This is a genomic window from Leptospira tipperaryensis, assembly GCF_001729245.1.
In the GTDB taxonomy this organism is placed as follows: domain Bacteria; phylum Spirochaetota; class Leptospiria; order Leptospirales; family Leptospiraceae; genus Leptospira; species Leptospira tipperaryensis.
This window is the reverse complement of record NZ_CP015217.1, coordinates 1387739-1410065: the sequence shown is the minus strand read 5'-3', so window position 1 is coordinate 1410065 and position 22327 is coordinate 1387739. Positions and strand designations below refer to the sequence as shown.

19 protein-coding genes are annotated in these 22327 nt (G+C 42.3%); 11 read left to right on the top strand and 8 right to left on the bottom strand.

The genetic code is table 11. From position 1 onward, the window contains the following. Nucleotides 1-56: 56 nt before the first annotated feature. The 3 genes from A0128_RS22445 to A0128_RS06740 form a co-directional block, all read right to left on the bottom strand. Nucleotides 57-191: a hypothetical protein gene (locus A0128_RS22445; RefSeq protein WP_118970409.1), complete on the bottom strand. Its 135-nt coding sequence runs from the start codon at nt 189-191 to the stop codon at nt 57-59. A gap of 80 nt (nt 192-271) precedes the next feature. After that, the gene (locus A0128_RS06745; protein ID WP_069606811.1) at nt 272-913 is read right to left on the bottom strand and encodes a PP2C family protein-serine/threonine phosphatase; all 642 of its coding nucleotides are present in this window, start codon (nt 911-913) and stop codon (nt 272-274) included. Further along, nucleotides 894-1115: a hypothetical protein gene (locus A0128_RS06740; RefSeq protein WP_069606810.1), complete on the bottom strand. Its 222-nt coding sequence runs from the start codon at nt 1113-1115 to the stop codon at nt 894-896. Before A0128_RS06740 ends, A0128_RS06745 begins: the two co-directional genes overlap by 20 nt. Nucleotides 1116-1755: 640 nt before the next feature. On the opposite strand from A0128_RS06740, the gene A0128_RS06730 reads away from it, so the two are divergent. The 6 genes from A0128_RS06730 (at nt 1756) to A0128_RS06705 (ending at nt 8628) form a co-directional block, all read left to right on the top strand. Continuing rightward, a complete protein-coding gene (locus A0128_RS06730) occupies nt 1756-3573 on the top strand; it encodes an alginate export family protein (RefSeq protein WP_156781783.1) in 1818 nt (605 codons plus the stop codon). A 28-nt stretch (nt 3574-3601) separates the two neighbouring features. Beyond that, nucleotides 3602-4606, top strand: coding sequence for a sulfate ABC transporter substrate-binding protein (locus tag A0128_RS06725; RefSeq protein ID WP_069606807.1), 1005 nt, complete (start codon nt 3602-3604; stop codon nt 4604-4606). Between the two features lie 240 nt (nt 4607-4846). Then, entirely contained in the window at nt 4847-5857 is a 1011-nt protein-coding gene (locus A0128_RS06720; RefSeq protein ID WP_069606806.1) for a sulfate ABC transporter substrate-binding protein, read from the top strand. A gap of 25 nt (nt 5858-5882) precedes the next feature. Continuing rightward, entirely contained in the window at nt 5883-6719 is an 837-nt protein-coding gene (cysT, locus tag A0128_RS06715; RefSeq protein ID WP_069606805.1) for a sulfate ABC transporter permease subunit CysT, read from the top strand. After that, a complete protein-coding gene (gene cysW / locus A0128_RS06710; protein ID WP_069606804.1) occupies nt 6716-7555 on the top strand; it encodes a sulfate ABC transporter permease subunit CysW in 840 nt (279 codons plus the stop codon). Before cysT ends, cysW begins: the two co-directional genes overlap by 4 nt. Nucleotides 7556-7557: 2 nt before the next feature. Then, nucleotides 7558-8628 carry a sulfate/molybdate ABC transporter ATP-binding protein gene (locus A0128_RS06705; protein ID WP_069606803.1) on the top strand — a complete coding sequence of 357 codons (1071 nt, stop codon included), beginning with the start codon at nt 7558-7560 and terminating at the stop codon, nt 8626-8628. Nucleotides 8629-8819: 191 nt separating this feature from the next. Here A0128_RS06705 and A0128_RS06700 read toward each other — a convergent pair whose 3' ends face one another. The 4 genes from A0128_RS06700 to A0128_RS06685 all read right to left on the bottom strand — a co-directional run bounded on the left by A0128_RS06700 (nt 8820) and on the right by A0128_RS06685 (nt 12548). Next, entirely contained in the window at nt 8820-9527 is a 708-nt protein-coding gene (locus A0128_RS06700; RefSeq protein ID WP_069606802.1) for an ATP-binding cassette domain-containing protein, read from the bottom strand. 76 nt (nt 9528-9603) lie between these two features. Further along, nucleotides 9604-10374 (bottom strand): molybdate ABC transporter substrate-binding protein, encoded by a 771-nt coding sequence (gene modA / locus A0128_RS06695; protein WP_069606801.1) that lies wholly within the window; start codon nt 10372-10374, stop codon nt 9604-9606. Between the two features lie 17 nt (nt 10375-10391). Next, nucleotides 10392-11072, bottom strand: coding sequence for a molybdate ABC transporter permease subunit (modB, locus tag A0128_RS06690; RefSeq protein ID WP_069606800.1), 681 nt, complete (start codon nt 11070-11072; stop codon nt 10392-10394). Nucleotides 11073-11138: 66 nt separating this feature from the next. Beyond that, a complete protein-coding gene (locus tag A0128_RS06685) occupies nt 11139-12548 on the bottom strand; it encodes an OmpP1/FadL family transporter (RefSeq protein ID WP_069606799.1) in 1410 nt (469 codons plus the stop codon). Nucleotides 12549-12645: 97 nt separating this feature from the next. On the opposite strand from A0128_RS06685, the gene A0128_RS06680 reads away from it, so the two are divergent. The 5 genes from A0128_RS06680 (at nt 12646) to A0128_RS06660 (ending at nt 21634) form a co-directional block, all read left to right on the top strand. Next, nucleotides 12646-13764, top strand: a complete 1119-nt coding sequence (locus A0128_RS06680) for an oxygenase MpaB family protein (protein WP_069606798.1) — start codon at nt 12646-12648, stop codon at nt 13762-13764. A gap of 5 nt (nt 13765-13769) precedes the next feature. After that, nucleotides 13770-14435, top strand: coding sequence for a transmembrane-type terpene cyclase (locus A0128_RS06675; protein ID WP_069606797.1), 666 nt, complete (start codon nt 13770-13772; stop codon nt 14433-14435). 3 nt (nt 14436-14438) lie between these two features. After that, nucleotides 14439-19730 carry a trifunctional serine/threonine-protein kinase/ATP-binding protein/SpoIIE family protein phosphatase gene (locus tag A0128_RS06670; RefSeq protein ID WP_069606796.1) on the top strand — a complete coding sequence of 1764 codons (5292 nt, stop codon included), beginning with the start codon at nt 14439-14441 and terminating at the stop codon, nt 19728-19730. Between the two features lie 169 nt (nt 19731-19899). Then, complete coding sequence (gene pdxH, locus A0128_RS06665; RefSeq protein WP_069606795.1) at nt 19900-20544, top strand: pyridoxamine 5'-phosphate oxidase; 645 nt, start codon at nt 19900-19902, stop codon at nt 20542-20544. A gap of 166 nt (nt 20545-20710) precedes the next feature. After that, complete coding sequence (locus tag A0128_RS06660; RefSeq protein WP_069606794.1) at nt 20711-21634, top strand: DUF4349 domain-containing protein; 924 nt, start codon at nt 20711-20713, stop codon at nt 21632-21634. A 68-nt stretch (nt 21635-21702) separates the two neighbouring features. Here the strand turns inward: A0128_RS06660 and A0128_RS06655 are convergent, their stop codons facing one another. Then, a complete protein-coding gene (locus tag A0128_RS06655) occupies nt 21703-22263 on the bottom strand; it encodes an ankyrin repeat domain-containing protein (protein WP_069606793.1) in 561 nt (186 codons plus the stop codon). Between the last annotated feature and the right edge of the window lie 64 nt (nt 22264-22327).

Genomic DNA, 22327 nt, shown 5'->3' with positions numbered 1-22327 from the left:
AAACGGAACCAAGCGAACGTCTTTCATCCCGTCTCCAGGGAACACACTCAAAGAAATTATTCTTGTTTTGCGTTTTCCTGGACGTATTTTCTAAAATCAGCCTCCGACATCTTATCTGCGTAAAGAGGATAAAGAGCCGCGATCAATTCTTCCAAGGTTGGGAATTTTGCCCCGTCGAGTTTATAAGCCATATAAGACTCCTTGTGATTCTAAGATCTTGGAAAGATTCTCATTGAATCCACGTATTGTCATCATTTTTAAGATCCCATTTCTATAAATCGAAAAACCGGGGTGATTCCAAATTCGATCTTTCGATCCCGAGCAAGGTAATGTCGTCCTTTTTAAAATCGGGCAAAGGTAAAGAATTCGCTAAGTTCGACAATTTCTTACAAACGTTTTTCAAAGGTTCATCCGTTCGATTTCGAATCCAATCCTCGATCGAAAAAAACTCGTTCTCATCTCCTGAAAATAAAAAACGATCCGGCAATCCATCCGTAAAAAGAATCAATCGAAAGTCTTGGGGCAAGTCGTAAGATAATTCTGCATAATTGTGCTCGGGAAGTATTCCCGCGTAAGGTCCGACGAGTTGAAGTGATTCCAACTTTTCTCCTCCCGTCAAGATACAAGCTGGATTTCCGGAGCTCGCAAAAAGAATCCGATTTTTATCCAAATCTAAATCCAATAAAAGACGGGAAAAGAAAGGACTCACGTCTCCAACCCGAGAAGCAAATTTTTTGGAAAGTTTTGTAAGAAGTTCCCCCGGAGAAAGATTCAAATCAAAGATGGAACTGTATTCGTTTTGAATCACCATCGTGATCAGAGAAGCTTGGATTCCGTGTCCGATCGCATCCGCGATAAAGATTCTGATTTGTTGCTTTCCGATCTTTCGAATATTATAAAAATCCCCGCCCACCGTAGCGATCGGTTGATAAAAAGTAGGAAGAACTCTGATCCGGAAAAATCAAACCCATTCTTTGGATTGAATCCGGAATTTTTACTTCGAGTGTGTAGGTTCCAAAACCCTTTCCCGTTCGCGGACCTCCGTTCCAAGTCGATGGCACATATACGATTTCACCGGATCGAAATTCATTCTGCTCCAAATTTTCCGAAGGCAAATATTTCCATCCTCCCAACGAAACATACATTCCCCGCGAAGAACGAGACTTCCGTCTTTTTGAAAATCCCAAGAGGAAGCGTCCAAGATTCCGGACTTTCCCAGAGGAGCTTGGGTCCGAGAACAAAAGCAGAATGAAAAAAGAAAAATCCAAACGAAGAATAAAACTCGAACGAGTTTTCGGAAACGAAGCGCCTGAATTTTTGTAAAACGTATACCAGACTGAAAGGGGCTTTCCGAACCAAGAGGAAAGATCTTTCCAAGAATTCAAAACTGTTCAAATTCTTTTTATCCAAATCCGAAGAAATGCAAAGTTCGTTTTGGTTCTTCCCTCCACTCTTTTCGAGAGAAATGGATCCTGAAAACGGGCGCCCCGATTCTTAACTTATAAGTTTCCCTATAGATCTCAAAATCGTTCCACCGGTTCGCAAAAAGAGTTCCCACGAAGAGAAATTTCTCTCTCGGATCCCCCGTTTCAAAGGGAAATCATCCTTTTTCCCAGAAATTTTTATAAAAAATTAAATATACTTCGACAAATTCGTCCCAAATATCCAATATAACGAATTATTTGTTGACTATAACAGGAAGCCGACCTTCCCTGGTTAAAAATTTCTCAAGGAGGGATTTGAGTGAAACATACTATGACGAAGATAATTACGGGAGTTTTTTTCATCTGTACTCTTACATTTGGCCTATTCTCTCAAGATACAAAGAAAACAAAAAGCTCTGAACCCGCTCCTGTTCTGAACTTGGATCCTCCTACGGATGTAAAGTACGAAGAACAACCGAACGACGGAAAAGGGATTCCTGAAATTCAGCAAGAGCTCGCAAAGGAAGAACCTTATAAAAGTCCTTACAAGGGCAAACTTCCCGGTGAGTTTATGAAATCGATGCTTCTTTCCCCCGAACATCAAGACGCGGTTAGAAAGGTCGATCGACTCTGGCTCGGTGATATCTTTCGTGTCGGCTTCCAAGTTCGTCCTCGTTTTGATTACAGTCACAACGCGGATTTTGATAAGCGAACTCAGGACGATCGAAATTATGCGACTCAGAACTCTCAAGTCTCGTTTATCATCGATCCGAGTCCTTATGTCGCCGCTAAGGTTACGATTCAAGACGTTCGCGTTTTTGGAGGAGAACAATCCAGAAAAGACGGTCAGTTAGGTTATCTCGGACTTTCCAACTCCGCCGGCGTCGAACTCAGCTCGGCTCCCACCGCGACCAACTCTGTGAGCGTTAAGAACAACACGGACCTAAGAGAAGGTTTCATTCAGCTGAAAAACTTTGCGGAAGGATGCGAGGTTTATATCGGAAGACAGATCTTCGGTTTCGGAGATAACAGATACATCGGAGGAAGAAACGACGGTCAGACCGGCAACTCTTTCGACGGAGCTCGTGTGAAATACAATTCCAAATATTTCAACTCGGAAGCTTTTACTTCGATCATCGCGGAAGATTCGAACGCGGGAAGCGGAAACAATACCGCGAACGGAGTAAAACGAGGAACTGTAAACGATACGTATCTTTCGGGTTTATACAACACCCTTAAATTCGAAGACTTTCTCGTGGATTTCTACTACTTCAATATCGATAAAAAATGGGAACAAGGTCCGACTCCGACCACAAGTTTGGATAGAACCAGACAAAGAGACGACTTGAATACGGTCGGATTTCGCTTAACAAACCGGACAGACGGAAACCGTCTTCCAAAAGCAAAATCCTGGGACTGGACCTTAGAAGGTTCTTGGCAATACGGTTTTAACGGTCAAAGAGTAAACGCAGGCTGGGATCAACTCAAACAAACCGTGGACGGAAAATCGACTTCTGCGAGAATCTATACCGAAAACGTTCAGTATGACGCGAAGTATTTTATCGCTCAGACGGGTTATACTTTTTTTGATCGCTTCCGAGTCGGAATTCAATATTCGATCGCTTCCGGGGATCCGAATAGAACCGATAACAAGGTAGCAACCTACGACGCATCCTTTGCGACAAGATCCGGCGGTTTTCCCTACTTCGACTCCGGAAACGGGATCGTGAACGCGACGTTCTGGTCGAACACAAAAACCAAATCGATTCACTTGATGTATAACTCCGCAAACTACGGAAGATTTATCTTCGTGGCTTACGACGTACAAAAAGCATCCGAAAACGACGCATGGTATTCTTCCGGTGGAGCTCCTAACACTGGGCTTACGACGGAGAACGCATCCGGTTCTGCATTCGGCGGATACAAACTGGGAGAAAGGGGCGGCAAACGTTTGTTCTACGAGTTCGACGTGATCTATCAGTATTATCTCAAAGACTACGTTTCGATTTGGACCGGAGCTTCTTATCTGCTCGCAGGAGATTCCGTTAGAAACGCGAGAGTCAATCCATGGGCCACTAACGTAAACGATCGATACACACTGGACGGAAAGTCGTATAGCTTCTTTCTTTTTGTCCAATTTGCAATGTAATTCAAAATTAGAAGTTAGGAATAAAATGATGAAAACAAAAATATTCAAAATCGCAACTATCACGTTCTTCTGGACGATGGGAAACATGAGTCTTTCCGCAAAGGACGTGACTCTTCTAAACGTCTCCTACGATCCGACTCGAGAATTGTATGCGGAGTATAACAAACTCTTTGCAAACTACTGGAAGTCTAAAACCGGAGATGAAGTAAGGATCAATCAGTCTCACGGTGGAAGTGGGAAACAAGCGAGATCCGTAATCGACGGACTCGAAGCAGACATCGTTACACTCGCCCTCGCCTACGACATCGATATCATCGCGTCGAAAGGTTTGATCGCGAGAGATTGGTTGAAAAGTTTGCCCAACAACAGCACTCCTTATACTTCTACGATCGTATTCGTTGTAAGAAAAGGAAACCCGAAGAATATCAAAGACTGGGACGATCTTATCAAACCGAAAGTCGGGGTAATCACTCCGAATCCGAAAACGAGCGGCGGGGCGAGATGGAACTATCTCGCAGCTTGGGCATTCGCACAGAAAAAATTCAACAACGATAATTCTAAGGTTCAGGACTTTATAAAAACATTATTTAAGAATGTTCCGGTTCTGGATTCCGGCGCTCGCGGTTCGAGTAACACCTTTGCACAAAACGGAATCGGCGACGTCTTGATCGCATGGGAAAACGAATCCTTTCTCATCTTGGAAGAATTCGGAAAGGACAAGTATGAAGTTGTATTTCCTTCCCTGAGCATTCTCGCGGAACCTCCGGTTGCGATCGTAGAAAAAAACGCGGAGAAACACGGAACCTTAGAAACGGCAAAAGCTTATTTAAAGTCCCTCTACTCCGAAGCCGCTCAAGAAATTATTGCCAAACACGGATATCGTCCGAGAAGTCAGGCCGTATTGAAAAAATACGAATCCAAATTTCCAAAATTAGATCTGATCACGGTGGATGGTCATTTTGGCGGATGGCATAAAGCGCAGAAGGATCATTTTGCGGACGGAGCGTCCTTCGACCAACTCTACGTAAAATAACCCGAACAATCACAAAGAAGAGGTTTTGATTTTTTCCAAAGCTTCCTCTTTGTGATTTTTTTCTCCGCATTTACGGTGTTTTCTCCATCGAAATTCTTGAAATCGAACTGGCTGTGAAAAGCCCGAAGGGAACGCAAAATTCTTTACTTTCAAGCGATCTTTAAAATTATTGGATCCAAATATCTAATTTATTAGATATTTGTTCACTTTGTTGTAGAAAAGAATCCAGGAACGATCAATATGAACTCAAAACTAGCAAAACTCACACTCACCGCAATCTTCTTTCTCACGGATTCTTCCGTTCTTTTTTCGGAAACAAAACTCTTGAACGTTTCTTACGATCCGACTCGCGAACTCTATTCTCAAATCAATAAACTCTTCGTTGCACATTGGAAAAAACAAACCGGAGAAGACTTAATCGTCAATCAGTCTCACGGAGGTTCCGGCAAACAAGCAAGAGCCGTGATCGACGGATTGGAAGCGGACGTAGTAACTCTCGCTTTGGCCCAGGACATCGAAGCCATCGCCGAGAAATCAAAATTACTTTCCACCGATTGGGAGAATCTTCTTCCACACCAGAGTTCGCCTTATACATCCGCGATCGTTCTTTTGGTAAGAAAGGGAAATCCGAAAGGAATCAAAGACTGGGACGATCTTATCAAACCGGGAATCGGAGTCGTGACTCCCAATCCTAAAACCGGCGGAGGCGCACGGTGGAATTATCTCGCAGCCTGGGGTTTTGCAAAAGGCGAATACGGCTCCGAAGCAAAAGCAAAAGAGTTTGTTAAGAATCTCTATAAGAACGTTCTCGTTTTGGATTCAGGGGCGAGAGGATCTTTGACAACATTTGTTCAGAGAGGAATCGGAGACGTTCTGATCTCTTGGGAAAATGAAGCCCACCTCGCCTTGAAAGAAACCGCAAACCAACCGAACTCCCAAGTGGAAATTGTCTTTCCAAGCGTGAGCATTTTGGCTGAACCTTCCGTCGCAGTCGTAACCAAGAACGCCGAAAAACACGGAACTCTCAAGGTAGCCGAAAGTTATCTGAAATATTTATATACTCCCGAAGGACAGGAAGTGATCGCAAAAAATTACTATCGTCCCACCGATTCCAAGGTTTTAGCAAAGTATAAAAGTATATTCAAGAATTTGAAACTGTTTACGATCAGAGACGTAGAGGGTTCTTGGAAAAAAGCCCAAGAAAAACATTTCGCCGAAGGCGGAATATTCGATCAAATCTACTCGAAGTAGATAGAAAATAAAAAAGAGAAAGCCAGTGTCCATTTTGAATGTAAGAACCAGACCCTACGGAAAGTCGGCCTTCGGAATCAGCCTTGGCCTCACCGTAACCTACTTGAGTTTGTTGGTCATCATTCCGTTAGGCGCGCTCTTCCTCAAAAGTACCGGGATCGGATGGAGCGGTTTTTGGAAACTTCTCACAAACGAAAGAATTTTGTCCGCGCTCTACTTAAGTTTCGGCGCGGGAGCAATCGCGGCGTTCTTAAACTTATTTATAGGATTCTTATTCGCATGGGTGTTGGTCCGTTACGAGTTTCCCGGTAAGTCGATTTTAGATTCGTTAGTCGATCTACCTTTCACACTTCCCACTGCGGTCGCAGGGATCGCGTTAACCACCATCTATGCAAAAAACGGAATCATCGGAAAACTATTGGATCCCTACGGAATCAAAATCGCATATACTCCGATAGGAATCATCATCGCGCTCGTCTTTATCGGATTTCCTTTTGTGGTAAGAACGGTTCAACCGGTTCTGGAAGAATTTCCAAAAGAACTGGAAGAATCCGCATATTGCCTCGGAGCCAATCGTTGGCAAATTTTTAGAAAGATCATATTTCCGGAACTACTTCCTCCGTTGATCACGGGCGCGGCGATGGCGTTTGCACGGGGAATCGGAGAATACGGGTCCGTCGTATTTATCTCGGGAAACCTTCCCGGTAAAACCGAAATTCTTCCCTTATTGATCGTAACCAAACTCGAACAATACGAATACGAGGAAGCGACGGGAATCGCATTTATCATGCTCGTAATCTCCTTTAGCATATTATTAGGTATTAATATTTTTCAGACGATAACGGCAAGGAGAAAGGGATGAGACAAGAATCCTTATTGGCTCGTAGTATTCTGATCGGATTGGTCTTTTTATTTACCGGTTTGATCTTGTTGCTTCCGATCTATACCGTTTTTCACGAAGCCTTCTCCAAAGGAATCGGCGCCTATCTCGAAGGAATTCAAGAACCGGATACGATTTCCGCTTTCAAACTCACGTTACTCGTCGTTGCAATCGCCGTTCCGTTGAACACTGTTTTCGGAGTCATCTCCTCGTTTGCGATCACAAGATTTGACTTTCCCGGAAAGAGTTGGCTTTTGACGATCATCGATTCTCCATTTTCAGTTTCTCCCGTGATCTCCGGTCTTATCTTTATTCTTCTTTTTGGAAGACAGGGTTGGTTCGGACCTTTGCTGGAAGAGATGGATATCAAGATCGTGTTCAACACGCCTGGACTTGTCTTAGCGACGATCTTTATCACGCTTCCCTTTGTCACAAGAGAATTGATTCCCGTCCTCGAAGCTCAAGGGATCGAAGAGGAAGAAGCCGGTTTATTGCTCGGGGCTTCCACTCTCAAAGTCTTTTTTAAGATCGTAGTTCCCGGAATCAAATACGGGTTGTTATACGGAATCATTCTTTGTAACGCAAGGGCGATGGGAGAATTCGGAGCCGTATCCGTTCTTTCCGGACATATCCGAGGACAAACGAATACCTTACCTCTACAAATCGAAGTCCTTTACAACGAATACAACTCGGTGGCTGCGTTTTCAGCGGCCTCACTTCTTGTATTCTTATCCTTAATCACACTCGTTGCAAAACAGATCTTGGAAAGAAAAATCAAGATCACAAAAAAAGAAGCAATGCTCCAAGAGGAGGCATAAATATGGGAATCGAAGTTAAGAATATTGTAAAACGATTCGGAAACTTTACCGCAATCGATAACTTATCTCTGGAAGTTCCTTCCGGAGAATTGGTCGCACTTCTTGGTCCTTCCGGTTCCGGAAAAACAACGCTCTTAAGAATCATCGCGGGACTCGAAGAAGCGGATTCCGGAGAAGTGATCTTTGAAGGAAAGGAAGTCGGCAAGAAAAATGCAAAAGACAGAGGAGTCGGCTTTGTATTCCAGCACTACGCCCTCTTTCGTCACATGACCATCTTTGAAAACATAGCCTTCGGCCTCGAAGTTAGAAAGAAATCGGAAAGACCGAGTAAGGAAGCGATTCGAGAAAAGGTGATGAGTCTTTTGAAACTCGTTCAGTTGGAAAATTTCCACAACCGGTATCCCGACGAACTTTCCGGAGGACAAAGACAAAGGATCGCACTCGCAAGAGCCCTCGCGATCGAGCCTCGTTTTTTACTGTTAGACGAACCATTCGGGGCTCTTGACGCAAAGGTAAGAAAAGAACTCAGAAACTGGCTTCGACGTCTTCACGATGAAATTCATATCACGAGTGTCTTTGTAACTCACGATCAGGAAGAAGCCTTGGAAGTTTCGGATCGAGTCGTAATCTTACGATCCGGTAAGATCGAACAAGTAGGAACTCCTGACGAAGTTTACAATCATCCGAAAAATTCCTTTGTATTTCATTTTTTGGGAGACGTAAATCTTTTTCATGGAAGGGTTCAAGGAGGACAAACACAACTCGGAGAAATCAAAGTTGAGGCACCCGAACACGCTGAAATTGAAAACGCAAACGCGGTCGGTTATGTTCGTCCTTATGACGTTGAAATTTTAAGAGAGGCGATCCCTGCGCAAACGATCCCTGCTGAAATTCAATACATTCATTCGACCGGAAGAATCGTAAAGGTGGATCTCAAACGTTTGGATACGGGCGCGATCTTAGAATCACAACTAAACTCCACCGAGTTCCAAAACCTTAACTTGTTGCCGGGAGAAACGGTTCACATTCGTTTTAGAAAGGTAAAAGTTTACGTAGAGGATTATACGATTTAGAATTAGGGTTCACCGGTTTTGTTCGTATTCGTTTCGATTCTTTCGGTTTACGCGGCTTGAATTATTTTTTATGACAAGCTTACGGTCGAAAAAATACTTACAGCGGACTTTAAGTCCGGATTTGAGTAAAATAGGAATCGACTTTGATCTTAAAAGAGAAAAGCGACTACCCGAACTAAATTCTAAGAAACCTAAATTTTTCCTTTGATTTTTCTTTTTTTAGAAGAATTCAGTTTTTGGAATATACTTCCGTTTTCGATCGTAAGAGATTCTCCCGAAAAAAAGGAAACATCGCTTTGATCGTGAGAAACGATTAGAACCGGAATTCGATAGAGCTTTTGTATTTTTTCCAACTCCCCTCTCATCCGATTTTTTAGTTCTATATTGAGGGCCGCAAAGGGCTCGTCTAAAAGAAGAAGATCTGGCCGTTTTACGAGGGCTCTCGCGAGTGCCACTCTTTGTTTCTGACCACCCGAAAGATTTTTTGGATAACTTTCGGAGAGATTTTCTATTTCAAATAATTCTAATATTTCATCGATTTTTTTTGCATCGTCCGCTTTTAATCTCCAAGAAAACGTTTCCTTTAGAGGAAATTCCAAATTCTTTCGCACCGAAAGATGGGGAAAAAGAGAATACCCTTGCGGGAGATAACCGATGTTTCGTTTTTGAACCGGAAGATCGAACTTCTTTTTCGAGTCAAAAAACGTTCTATTGTTAAGCGAAATCATTCCCTCATCCGGACGGATCAAACCCGCAATCGTTTTCAAAGTCAGGGTTTTACCGGCTCCGGAAGGACCGTAGATCAGTAAAAAATCTTTTTGAAATGAAAAATCAAGATCAAGAAAGAATTTTCGATCTTGATCACGTAACGTTTTTTGAATTTTTATTTCAAGCGACACTTTGGTTTTCTCGTCTCCGGTTTCAAACTGCGGATCGCCTCTTTTTCAAAAACAGTTATCAACAATCGTTTCAAAACTACTTCCAATTCGATTCTCCTTTTGCAAAATGAAACTTTTGGAAAATTTTCTGTGCTTCCGGAGAAAATAAAAATTCTACAAAAAGTTTGGACTCTTTTGGTAAAGAAGTTTTTGATACGATTACAACCGGATAGAGGATCGGTCTGGTTTTTAGATCTGCAACGGCGATCTTTACATTTTCCTTCATAAGCATCGCGTCGGTCTTATATACAAAACCCGCTTCCACTTCTCCCCTCGCAACATAATCCAAAACCTGTCTTACGTTTTCTCCGGGAATCAATTTGCCTTCCAGAATCTTATAGATTCCTTCCTTCTCCAGAACCTCTTTCGCATATCTTCCCGCCGGAACCGTAAGGACATTTCCAAGAGCAATCCTTTGAACAAACTCTTCTTTGAGATCGGAAAGCGATTGAATCTTCGAAGATCTGTCCGCGGGCACAACGAGAATCAGTCGATTCCCAACAAAATTCTTTTTTGATTTCAGATCGAAGAGCTTTTTCTCAGATCCTTTTTCCACGGTTTCCTGATCCGCCGAAGCGAATACGTCTGCGGGAGCTCCGTTTTCTATCTGCTGGAGTAAAACACCGGAAGCCGCAAAGTTAAAAAAAACCTTTGTCGAATGTTTCTTTTCAAAGGCTTCTCCGATTTCCGTAAAGGCCTGAGTCAAACTGGAAGCCGCCGAAACTATAATTTGCTTTTTTGTTTCTCCGAAAATCGGAGATAAAAAGGAGAGAAACCAAAACAAAACGATAATCTTAATTTTTTGCATATTCTGTTTTTCTAATTTTACCAGTGAGATTTTTTGAAAAGTTTTGTAGAGACGGTAAGGATGACGACGGAAAGAATCGAAGTCAACACCACAAGATAGAACGCAACGGACTCATTCCCCGCTTGAACCGCGTCATAGATCGCAAGAGAAAGGGTTTGTGTCCTTTTCGGAATATTACCCGCGATCATAAGGGTCGCGCCGAATTCTCCCATTCCTCTTGCATACGCGAGCATCGCACCGGCAAGAATTCCTCTCCAAGAAAGAGGAAGAAGAATTTCCCAAAAGATGACAAAGTTCCCTTTTCCCAAAGTCCTCGCCGTGTCTTCCAAATCGGAATCCACGTCTTCTAAGGCAGCTCTCGCAGCTCGATAGACCAACGGGAAAGAAACTAGGATCGAAGCAATGACCGCTCCCGACCAATGAAATAAAACGCTGAAGTGGAAGAGATCGGACAAAAAAGATCCTACAAATCCGTTTCTTCCCAAAAGAACCAATAAGTAATAACCGAGAACCGTAGGCGGTAAAACAAGAGGAAGTGTAAGAATCGAATCTACCAACTCTTTTCCAAAAAATTTAGACTTGGATAGAAGATAGGCGCCTAACACTCCCAAGGTGGTCGCGATCAAAGTGGAAAGCGCGCTTACGCCCAAGGTCAATAGGACCGGATATCGAATCGTTTCCCAATCCATCGAAGTCATTGACGGATAGATAAAACCTTGAGGCCGACAAGGTCAAGAAGAGAAGGACAAAAAACGAAAGGACTTCTACTCAAATCGATACGAAGCGCCGAAGAGAATCGCCGGAACATCGGATTGTAAGGACTGAGAATAATTGAGCACTCGGATATCGTTCGGACCAAAGACGGAATGTAATACCGCCCAATCGTTTCCTTGAGACGCGACGATCCTTCTCGAAAAGAGATAATTAACCGCAAAATCAAAACTCCAATTTCCCGAAAGAAAACTAAGTCCTAATGTAGCCAACTGTTGAACCATAATTCCCGCCTGCAACGCGCTCATACCTTCCGATCGAACGACTCCCGTGTTGTAACGATATCCCGTACGAAACGCAAAAGAATCTGTTTTATATTCTAAACCTAACGCACCCGCCCATGAATCGTGATAAGCAATATTTTGTGAGACCGTATTCGTTTTTCCAAAAGCGGTCGGAAACCAAGAATCTTCCAGAGTTTGTTTGAAGGTTTGATCGTAAGAGTTGTAATTATAATAGAGAAAATCGATTCCTAAACGAAGACTGTCGTTGCCAAAAGAAAAACCGATTCCGTGTTTTTCGGGAAGATTGAATGTCGCCGAAACTCCTGTCCTTCTATAATTGTTGGCGTCTCCGATTCCAACCTGCATTCCGCCGTCTAAGGGAAGAATGTTTCTCGCCTGATATGAATACGCAGCCTTGAACCACTCGGTGAAAGCGTAGGTAAGACCGAAGATAGCTCCCATAGAATAAGCGTTTCTACTTCGATAATCAAAACCTTGTCCCGGAACTTCGAGAGTGTGAGTGATATCGTAAAATCGCTGATAGGCGATCTGTCTTGAATAGATGGCTTCGATTCCGAGCCCGACGGAAAGATTCCCGAATTTATAAGCCAACGCGTTAGTCATCTTAACCACGTAAAAGGTTGTAAGAAGATCCTCTTTAATTTTCTTACTGTCTCCGATCGGCCCCGGAATATCGATTCCGGACCAATCTCGAAAGGATTGTCCGTTAGGCGTCACCCGAAGGATTCCATCCACTTGTCCATTGCCTCCGCCCGGAATGTAGACTCCGACACCGTAGTTTAATCGATTTGTGATCGGAACGTTTAGACCGAAATAAGGCAAAGGAGCAAGAATATTATAATTTTGAGAATTCGTATATGCAAAGTCCGGATTCGGGTCCGCGAGCTGATCCTTATAAGTGGAACGAATATAAGGAAGTCCGATACCAAACTCCAACCCTCCCTTTTGACTTTTTGTAAGATTGGCCGGATTGGTTGCGATGTCCATGGGAGAACCTCCGATGGCGAGGTTCACCCCTCCCATTCCCGCGTAGCGCGTATTATGCGAAGGCTGAAAAAGACCAACTCCGAACAAAGAAGAAAAACCCATCAGAAAAACGAAACATACAAAAAGAAGAATTTTCGAATGTTCAGGGAAATAAATTTTCGTTTTTTGCATTGGCAAACTCTTTCTAATTTTAGAATTTTGGAAAGTTATTTTTCTTTTCACCGTATCCAGGATATGGAAACTTTGTGACTCAATTAAGGAAAGTTCAATGCAAAATTTTACGAAATATAGAACTGTGACCGATCCTTACGCGGATCAGATCGTAGAGGATTACTTTCAATCTGGAGATCCGGATAAACTAAAAAGCTTAATACTGTTCAATACTCTTACCAAGAACTTCGCACCGATTCCTTCGGAGCTTCCGGACTATTTCAAAGATTACTTCGAGAAGACGAGCGTGTTACCCGAGTGGGTCGACCAGAAACAGATCTCAATCGCTGAAAAGATTTTTACTTCTTTTGGACCTCAGATTCTAATGATTCTCTGTTGTAAGTCCTTACCGATGAGTTACACCTGCGCTTACGGAGCGGAGGTGCTCATTCATACCGGAAGACTCGTGGAACAAAACGGATCTACGGACAAAGTTTATCGAAGACTGATGGAAACGACTCAGTTTGTTGTCTCTGTTTTGCAAGAAGGCGGACTTTCCGCAAAAGGAGACGGGATCCGAGTCGCACAGAAGGTAAGACTCATGCACGCGTCCATCAGGCATTTTATAAAACAATCAGGACCATGGAATTTAGAATGGGGAGAGCCGATCAATCAAGAAGATATGGCCGGAACTCTTCAAGCTTTTTCGAGTTTGATCTTGGACGGACTCGCCTTCTCGGGTATCGTGCTTACTTTAGAGGAAAAGAATGCGTTTATTCATCTCTGGAGAGTTGTGGGACATATCATGGGTGTTCTTCCGGAACTCACTCCCGAAAAATACGAGGACGCGTATGCTATCGGACTTGCGATCTTCCAAGAACAGAGAAAGACATCGGAAGCCGGGAAAATTCTTGCCAAATCCCTTTTGGATTTTATGGAATATATGTTGCCTGGAAATTTATTGGATGGAGTTCCGCTCTACTTTCTTCAGAGTTATTTAGGAAAAGAAAACTGTCTCGTATTAGGGTTACCCTGGGAAGAAAAAGAAGTCTTAGGAGAAATCCTTGAGAAAATCATAATGGACTTCGACAAAACTCTGAGCAAAAACGATCATTTTCAAAAACTTGTTTCTCATTTTTCATCCAAACTTATCCTAGGGATGGATCACTTTTACTATAAAGGTAAAAAAGCAAAATTTGAAATTCCTCCTTCTCTGAAAGGAAACTGGGGAGTATAACGACCATGGAATTCTGGCAAAAAATTCTAACCGACCCTTATTACCTTGGAAAATTCACTCCGCTCGAAAACTTCTTTTTATTTTTGGGAGTGATTCTTTGGGCTTACGTCTATTACGCCTTAATCGCCGATTCCAATCGAAAACAATTTATAGAAATGCCGGTGTTTATCGCCTGTGGAAATATAATCTGGGAGTTCCTCTGGGGGTTTGTGATCCAGGAGGACATGGGAATCGTATTAAACTGGGGTTATAAGATCGCGTTTGTTCTGGATATTTTTATCTTTATCAACGTATTTCGATACGGACAGAAACAATTTAGAACATCCATCAGTATTTTAGAATATAGACTTTTACTGTTAGTCTTATTGATTTCCTGGGGAGCCTTGATCTACACCTATTACATCAATCGATACGATCTTTTTACAGGTTCCAATTCCGCTTATATTCTCAATCTCTTTATATCGGGAATGTATCCGGTTTTATTTTTGAGCATGGGGAATTCTAAACTATTTTCATACCCGATCGCATGGTGCAAATTTTTAGGAACCGTGTTTTTTACCGTGTTCTTGTTTCTCTATTTCCCGAAAGAATACTTTGTTCTTTGTCTGGGTGTTTTGGTTTTTATCGCGGACGCATATTACGTTTACATCTTTTCCAAACGTAGAACCTAAAAGATGTCCTTTCGAACGGAAACTAAGTCTTCTTCCTTCCGAATCAGGGAAATACTATTAGAAGACCATGTATCCACCGTTTGCAGAGGAGTTTTAGAGGAAGAGTCCGAAACCAAAATTCTTCGGATCCAGAGGGATAAAATCAAAGAGGAAGACTCGTTTTATTTTTTAAACGAGTACGAAATCGGAAAGCTGGTTGAGAACGATCAAATTCTAAAACCTCAGAGGCTTTTAAGAATCCAAGATAAATATTGTCTTGTCTACGAAAACATCGAGTCTTCTTTGCTTGGAGATCATCTGAACAAAGTGGATTCGCTGCCGATTCAGGAATTTTTACAGATCGCGATATCGGTCACGGACAATCTGATCGCGCTTCATTCCAAAGGAATCCTTCACAACCAAATCAGTCCAAATTCTTTCTTTTACAATTCCGATACCGGGAAATCCACTCTCGCGTGGCTCGGCTCTTCTTCCCTCCTCATCGGGGAAAAAGGAAATCTCGCGCCTCTTCAGATATCACCTACGTTACTCGCCTATTGCTCTCCGGAAAGAACGGGAAGAATGAATCGGACCGTAGACTTTCGATCGGACGGCTATTCCTTGGGAGCGCTCTTTTATCAGATTCTTACTGGCAAACCTCCGTTCGAATCCAATGATCCGCTCGAAATCATTCATTCTCATATCGCAAGAGTTCCGGTTCCAGTTCACGAAAGAAAAAAAGAAGTTCCAATTCCGATTTCAAATCTGGTTATGAAACTTCTTTCTAAGATGCCGGAAGAAAGATATTTCGCATTAGAAACGCTTTCCAACGATCTCAAAATTTTATACGATTCGATCCGTTCCAGCCAGAGTATCTTAGAATTTATCCCAGCTTCCACGGAGAAAAAAGACAAGTTTAGAATCACCGAAAAATTATATGGAAGAGACGGTGAAAAAAAAATAATAGAAGATTCGATCGCTTCTATCTACGCGGGTGTTCGAGCTTCGATTCTTATCAAGGGAAAATCCGGAACCGGCAAAACCTCTCTTGTGATGGATTCAGTATTTTCAACCGATTTTAACGCATTACGAATCTTTAAAGGAAAGTTTGACGAGGACAAAAAGGAAATCCCCTACTACGCACTCAGACAAATTCTGGTGGAACTTTCCAATCACCTCCTAACTCAATCCGAGTATGAGATTCAGAGTTTAAGAAGAGGGATGAGAGAAACTCTCGGAGAAAACATACAACTTCTCGTTCAACTCATACCGGAAATCCGAAGTTTGATCGGAATCTCTCCGGAACCCACGGAAAGTCCGAGTCAAAAAGACGACCAATTTTTGTTTATCGTCATTCTTCGATTTCTTTCGATCTGTTTTAATCGAAGGAGTCCCGCCTTACTTGTGTTAGATGATATCCAATGGGCCGACCCGGCTTCCATCGCGCTCATCGAATTCATATCGAGACAGACCGATTGGGAAGGAATGCTCTTCGTATTTATCTGCAGAAACGAAGAGGAGAATTCGGATTTTCTAAATCAGTTTAGAAATAAATTATTAAGCTCGGAGATTCTTCTTCAGGAAATATCCTTAAAACCTCTGGATCGAACGATGATTCAAAATTTTGTCTCGGACAGTTTGGATCTCAAGCCGGAAGACACTGAAAAACTCACAGACATCCTCTACCAAAAGACAAACGGAAATCCTTTTTTTCTAAATCAGTTTTTTAATACTCTTTATACGGAATCCTTTATACAATATCAGAAAAGTTCGGGGATCTGGAGCCTTGACTGGGATCAGATCATTAAGAAAACTGTTACCGAAAACGTACTCGATCTTCTTACGGAAGAAATCAAAAGGCTTCCGGAAGAAACCCTGAGATTTTTAAAAGTCGCCGCGTGTATAGGAGGCCTTTTCGATCTCGGAACACTCTTTCGTTATTTTCAAGATTCTCCCGAAATTATTGAAACCGGAATCCGAGAATGTATCAAACGAGGAATCATCATCTTTCAAGAATCACAAGTGAGTCTCTATCCGATTCTTCAAATTCTTAAAAATGAAACCGAAAGAGATATTAATCAAAATTCTATCTTTGACGGAATCACGTTTCGTTTTTCTCACGATAAGATCAATCAAGTGATCAGCGAATCGATCGGTGCGGAAGACCGCGCGGAGATCCACAAAAGTTTGGGCTGGATTTTGATTCGTACGGATCGGAGTTCTCCCAAACAGGAAAGAATTCCTGAAATCGCAAATCATCTCATACGCGCTCAAAAAATTCTTAACTCAAAGGAAGAAATCGATCTTTTTATACACTACACTCTTCTCGCGGGGAACGCAGCAAAACTTTCAGCGGCGTTTAACACCGCTTATTCGCTCTTTACTCTTCTCAAAAGAAAAATCACGGAAGAATCCTGGATCGAAAGAAAAGAACAAACCGTTCAAATTTACAAATCGCTCGCGGAATCGGCCTACTTTCTTTCCAAGACCTCCGAAGCTGAGAACGTAGTTCAGGTTTTACTCGATCACCTAAACGATCCTATCGAGATCGCGGACGTTCGTCTGATGCAATTGGAAGTGATGAACATTAAAAACGATTTGGAAGGCGCTTACAAAGTGGGAATCAAAGCGCTTCAATCCATGGGCGAAGATTTTCCGGAAAGGCCCGGCGTGTTTATTCTTCTTTTCGAATTTTTAAAAACTATCTTTTATCAAAGGGGAAGAAGTCCGGAATCTTTAGAAAAGGCAAAAAGAAATCAGGATCCTTACAAGATCGAGGTGATCAACATTCTTACCAACATGTTGAATTACGGAAAACACTTCGATAGTAAGTTGTTTGTATTCTTATTTTTGAAACTGATGAATATCACTCTCAAGGAAGGAAATTCTCAGGTTAGTTTTTTCGGTTATGCAGGGTTCGGTTCCCTTGTTTTTGCAATCACCGGGAACTTTCAAACTTCTCTTCGTTATTGGAAGTTAGGCGAACACACCCTGAGCATCTTTAACTCCGATCGTCTGAGAGGAAGATTTTTGTTCGGAAAAAATATGCTTCTGGATTATTTCCAGAATCCGTTTTCAAAACTCGTGCTCTTAGCCGAAGAAGCCTATCAAAAAAACATTCAATACGGAGATTATCTCTGGGCTGCATTCTCCATTATATCGCATTCGATCTATCAATTGTATCACTCGGAGAATTCCGAAAGTTATCGAGAGGTTTTGATCAAGGACGCAAAACGTGCCGAAAATTTAAACTATGAAATTACGTATGCGATTCTCGCGAGTTCCGATTATTTTATCAAAAGTCTGGAAGGACCCGCCAAACCGAACGTCGCCTACAAGGATCAGGAAGTTTCCTTGGAAACCTTCGAGAACAAAATTCTCATTCCCTGCGGAAACGGAACTGCGTTCGCCTGGTACGCGGTTTTAAGAGGAAAAGAAACGTATCTTCACGGAGAATGGGAAGAAGGTTTGAATACCTTTGCAAGATTCAAAGAGGATCTGGAAAGATCCAGAACCATATTTCTTTATTCCGAATATAGATTTTATAAATCCTTACACTTAATCCGTTTTGCCCAGAGCGGCTCGAAACTTTCCTGGTTGGATCGCTTTTTTATCCGGGGTTCGATTTCTCTTTTTAAAACCTGGTCCAAAGTCTACCCGATCAATTTTTTAACCCACTACTATATTCTAAAAGCAGAATATTCTAATTTTATCCGGGACTTAAAAACGGCGGAATCCTGTTTTGAAAAAGCGCTTTCCTCCCTTTCCAAAACCGAAACCAATCTGAGAAAGGCGATCGTAAACGAACACGCCGGCTCTTGGGAAGTTTCCCGAGGGAGAAAACAATACGGAAATTATCTCTTAAAGCTCGCTCAGAAACAATATCGTTCCTGGGGAGCTTCGAGAAAGGCGGATCTCATTCAGGCGAATCGAGAACATCTCGAAGACGAACCAGGTTTTTTACTCCATACGAGAGAGGAAGCCCTGCTCGATACGATTCTTAAATCAGCGGACAATCTCGATTTGAGGAGCGTGCTCAAATCTTCTCAGTCCATTTCAGGAATTATCGAACAAGACGAACTCCTAAAGAAGATGATGAGAACCATCATGGAAAATGCGGGAGCCACGAGAGGATTTTTGATTCTTCCCAGACAAAACGGACTCTATGTCGAAACCGGCCAGGACATTGAAGAATCGGAGAACGTTTTACCTGAGTCCTTACTCTTGGACGAGGCAGGAGAACTCCTTCCGGTCGAACTCGTTTACTACTCTTATCGATCGGGACAAAGAATCCTTTTGGGCAACGCTTCGAAAGAATCCTTGTATTCGCTCAATTCTTATATCGCGACCCACCAACCAAAATCCCTTCTCTGTCTTCCGATTACAAAACAAGGGAAAATTTTGAGTATTCTCTATTTGGAAAACCGTCTGACCTACGGCGTTTTTGACGAACACCGACTTGAGATCTTGGAGATCCTTTCGTCTCAAGCGGCTATTTCATTAGAAAATGCTAAACTATATGACGATATCACCCGATTAAACTTCGAATTGGAAAAGAAGGTGGAATCCAGAACTCAAGAATTGATGCAATCTTTGAAGATCATTCAAAAGGATCTTCTTTATTCCAAAAAAATTCAGAGAAGTATTCTTCCGGAACATCCGGTCCTCGCTGGAATTTTATACTCAGTTTCTTACCAACCTATGGACGAGGTCGGCGGAGACTTTTACGATCTTTTCGAATTCAAACCCGGAGTGTATCGTTTCTTTGTAGCGGACGCGACGGGTCACGGAGTACAAGCCGCGCTGATTACGATGGCGATCAAAAGCGAATACGAGCACCTCAAGAAGGTTCATAAATCTCCGGCGGATCTTTTGAAAGAATTGAACTTTGTGATTCTTGAAAAGTTTAAAACCTTGTATCTTACTTGTATCGTCGCGGACATCAACGTGAAAAATCATACTCTTGAATATTCATCAGCAGGCCATCCCGCTCAAATTCTTCTTAGGGAAAGAAACGCCGAGTGGATGCACAAAACCGGAGCGATCCTAGGATTGAAAAAAGACTATGAATACTATTCCGAGAAGATCAAAATAAGAACTGGAGATAGAATTTTTCTTTTTACGGACGGGATCTACGAGCAGTTCAACTCGAGCAAAAGCGAATACGGTGAAGCTCGCTTTTTGGAATCGATCCGCACTTCCGATCTTTCCACAACCGAGAGCCAGCTTGTAAGAATTCAAAAAGATCTCAACGAATTCTTACAAGGTTCCCCGATTCAAGACGATCTCACTCTGATCATCATCGAAGTCCTTTAGAACTTTCAAAGTATCTAAAGAATTCTTACATTGCCTTCCAAGACAAATTCGTATCCGATTCAACGGGAATATTCCTTAATAGACAGTTCTGAATTCTTAAAAATGAAAATCGGAATTCTAATTTTTACTTTTACTTTCCGGCTGAAAATGCTTTTTGAAATTAAGACCTATGACTTCAAAAATCGCAGACATTAGAAACAGTTATACCCTTTCTTCCTTGGACATCGCGGACACGGGAGACGATCCGATTCAATTCTTTCAAAAGTGGTTTCAAGAAGCTGTCTTGTCCGAAGTTTTCGAAGTCAATGCGATGACCTTGGCCACCGCCTCTAAGGATGGAAAGCCGGACGCAAGGACCGTCCTCTTAAAAGGAATCAGCGAGGATTCTTTTCTATTCTTTACAAATTACGAAAGTAGAAAGGGAAAAGAATTGGAGGAGAATCCGAGAGCCTGTCTCGTTTTCTTTTGGTCCGAACTGGAACGTCAAATTCGAATCGAAGGAAGCGTAACCAAAGTTTCAAAAGAAGAATCGGAAGAATACTTTCATTCCAGACCGAGAGAATCTCAGATCGGAGCCCACTCTTCTCCTCAGAGCCAAGTCATTCCGGATAGAAAATTTTTAGAAGAGAGATTTCAAAAATTCTCCGTTCAATTCGAAGGTAAAGAAGTGGAGCTCCCTAGTCACTGGGGAGGTTACGCGGTGAAACCTGATAGAATCGAATTCTGGCAAGGAAGATCCAGCAGACTTCACGATCGAATCGTGTTTGAGAAGAATTCGGATTCTTCTTGGAAGAAGTTCAGAGTCGCTCCTTAAGATTGGTCGTTCATTCTCGTTTTCTTTTGTTTTTATATTTGATACGAGTTTCAAGAGTTCTTAAAATAAATTATTTTTAGAGTTGTAATTGAAACCTTTTCCGAGAGAATTTCGGTCTTTTCGTATGTTAAAGAATTCGAAAGTATATCGGATCCGGAGAAATACATTGAAACAATCGATTTTATTCTTACTTGCACTTTGTCTCGTCGTGCTCGTTGCCTGCGGCAAAAAGAAAGATTCCAACGCAGAAGGAGCCACGGGAGAAGCTGAAAAAACGGCGATGAGAACCGCGGAAGTTTCCACCCAACTTGGCTCTCCTATGCCTCCTTCCGATGATTCAAAAAAAGTCGCGAGTGAAAAGGAAGAAAGCGGTTTCAAAGATTCTTTTGATAAGGCCGATAACCAGCTTGGAAAAGTTTTTGCACCGGTTCCGATTTCCACCGAAAGACTTCTCGAATATAACATTCAACTTTCCTATGAGTGCAATGACCTCGTTAAAACCAGAAAAGAACTCTTAGACTATATCGCAAAGTACGGATATTTGGAGAGCAGCTCCGCCGTAAATTCAAGAACTCCTTATATGAGCGTGAGAATGCACGTTCGTTCCGCTAAGTTATACGAGGCGCTCTTAGAACTCGACAAGCTCGGGGTTTTGATTTCGGAAGATATCTCGACGACAGATCACACCGAAGGAATGGTCTGGCAAAAAAGAAAAACCACTCGTGAAAAGATTCGTCTTTCCAGAAGGAACAACGCGAATCAACAGATCGGGGCCGGATCCAAAAATTGGGAAGTCATAGAAGAATCGATCGAAAGAAGCGAGGATGAACTGGACCTGGCAGAACAGGAAACCTGGAAGATCAAGGATCGAGTGAGTTGGGCTACCATTGCGGTAAGTTTCGGAACTCCGACTCCACCGGATGCGATTCAAGTCCCCGAGTATAAAAACGCGCTCGTTGGAATCTTAAACGCGTTTTTACAACTGAGTTATTATCTGTTATGGTGGACTCCCTTTCTGATTCTGGGAAGCTTTTTGGTTTATTTTGGTGGGATTGTGTATCAGAAATTCAGAAATAAGATCAAGGGTTAGCTCAGTTAAGGAAGAATTTTTAAAATCGGCAAATTAAAGGCCTTTCGACCGGGAGGCTTTTTTTGCATCTATTTCAGACAGGCTTCGATGAAAGAGCGAGTTTCGTCGGATATAGCTGCTTCGAGAAGAGTTTCTCCGGTATTGGATTCGTAGGCTCGATCTTCTTCTTCGAGATTTACTCCATATTCGACTAAGAGTTTCATAATTTCCAAATTGTCTTCTTCCATCGCCTGCAAGAATGCGCTCAAGCTACCGGGTGGATTTGTTCTCAGAGTTACGTCCGCTTCGTTCTCAAGAAGCAGCCTGACCATATCAATATTTCCTGAATAAGAATGAAGCATTAAAGCCGTAAAACCGTCTTCGTTTCGAAGATTCGGATTTGCGCCGTTTTCCAAAAGAAGACCTATCTGCTCCGCCGTCCTTGCATTCATAAGTGCAGTAAAACCGCTACGATTTTGCTGATTCGGATTTGCGCCGTTTTCCAAAAGAACTTTGTAAATTTCAATTTGATTTGCCTTATATAACGGGAAATCTCCGCATCCATCGACTGCGTTGACGGATGCTCCCAAACGAATCATTTCCTTAACCTGATTCAAATTTCCCTCATAAGCTGCAAATGTTAAATCCATGGATTTGACCTCCCCCTTTGAGAAATAGATCTTATCGTTTTTTTTTTGAAAGATCTACCGGAAT

What these genes read in the sequence shown, in the direction of transcription:
- A0128_RS22445 (WP_118970409.1), bottom strand. Translation starts at nt 191, where the DNA reads ATGGCTTATAAACTCGACGGGGCAAAATTCCCAACCTTGGAAGAATTG.
- A0128_RS06730 (WP_156781783.1), top strand. Translation starts at nt 1,756, where the DNA reads ATGACGAAGATAATTACGGGAGTTTTTTTCATCTGTACTCTTACATTT.
- A0128_RS06725 (WP_069606807.1), top strand. Translation starts at nt 3,602, where the DNA reads ATGAAAACAAAAATATTCAAAATCGCAACTATCACGTTCTTCTGGACG.
- A0128_RS06720 (WP_069606806.1), top strand. Translation starts at nt 4,847, where the DNA reads ATGAACTCAAAACTAGCAAAACTCACACTCACCGCAATCTTCTTTCTC.
- cysW (WP_069606804.1), top strand. Translation starts at nt 6,716, where the DNA reads ATGAGACAAGAATCCTTATTGGCTCGTAGTATTCTGATCGGATTGGTC.
- A0128_RS06705 (WP_069606803.1), top strand. Translation starts at nt 7,558, where the DNA reads ATGGGAATCGAAGTTAAGAATATTGTAAAACGATTCGGAAACTTTACC.
- modA (WP_069606801.1), bottom strand. Translation starts at nt 10,374, where the DNA reads ATGCAAAAAATTAAGATTATCGTTTTGTTTTGGTTTCTCTCCTTTTTA.
- modB (WP_069606800.1), bottom strand. Translation starts at nt 11,072, where the DNA reads ATGACTTCGATGGATTGGGAAACGATTCGATATCCGGTCCTATTGACC.
- A0128_RS06685 (WP_069606799.1), bottom strand. Translation starts at nt 12,548, where the DNA reads ATGCAAAAAACGAAAATTTATTTCCCTGAACATTCGAAAATTCTTCTT.
- A0128_RS06680 (WP_069606798.1), top strand. Translation starts at nt 12,646, where the DNA reads ATGCAAAATTTTACGAAATATAGAACTGTGACCGATCCTTACGCGGAT.
- A0128_RS06675 (WP_069606797.1), top strand. Translation starts at nt 13,770, where the DNA reads ATGGAATTCTGGCAAAAAATTCTAACCGACCCTTATTACCTTGGAAAA.
- A0128_RS06670 (WP_069606796.1), top strand. Translation starts at nt 14,439, where the DNA reads ATGTCCTTTCGAACGGAAACTAAGTCTTCTTCCTTCCGAATCAGGGAA.
- pdxH (WP_069606795.1), top strand. Translation starts at nt 19,900, where the DNA reads ATGACTTCAAAAATCGCAGACATTAGAAACAGTTATACCCTTTCTTCC.
- A0128_RS06655 (WP_069606793.1), bottom strand. Translation starts at nt 22,263, where the DNA reads ATGGATTTAACATTTGCAGCTTATGAGGGAAATTTGAATCAGGTTAAG.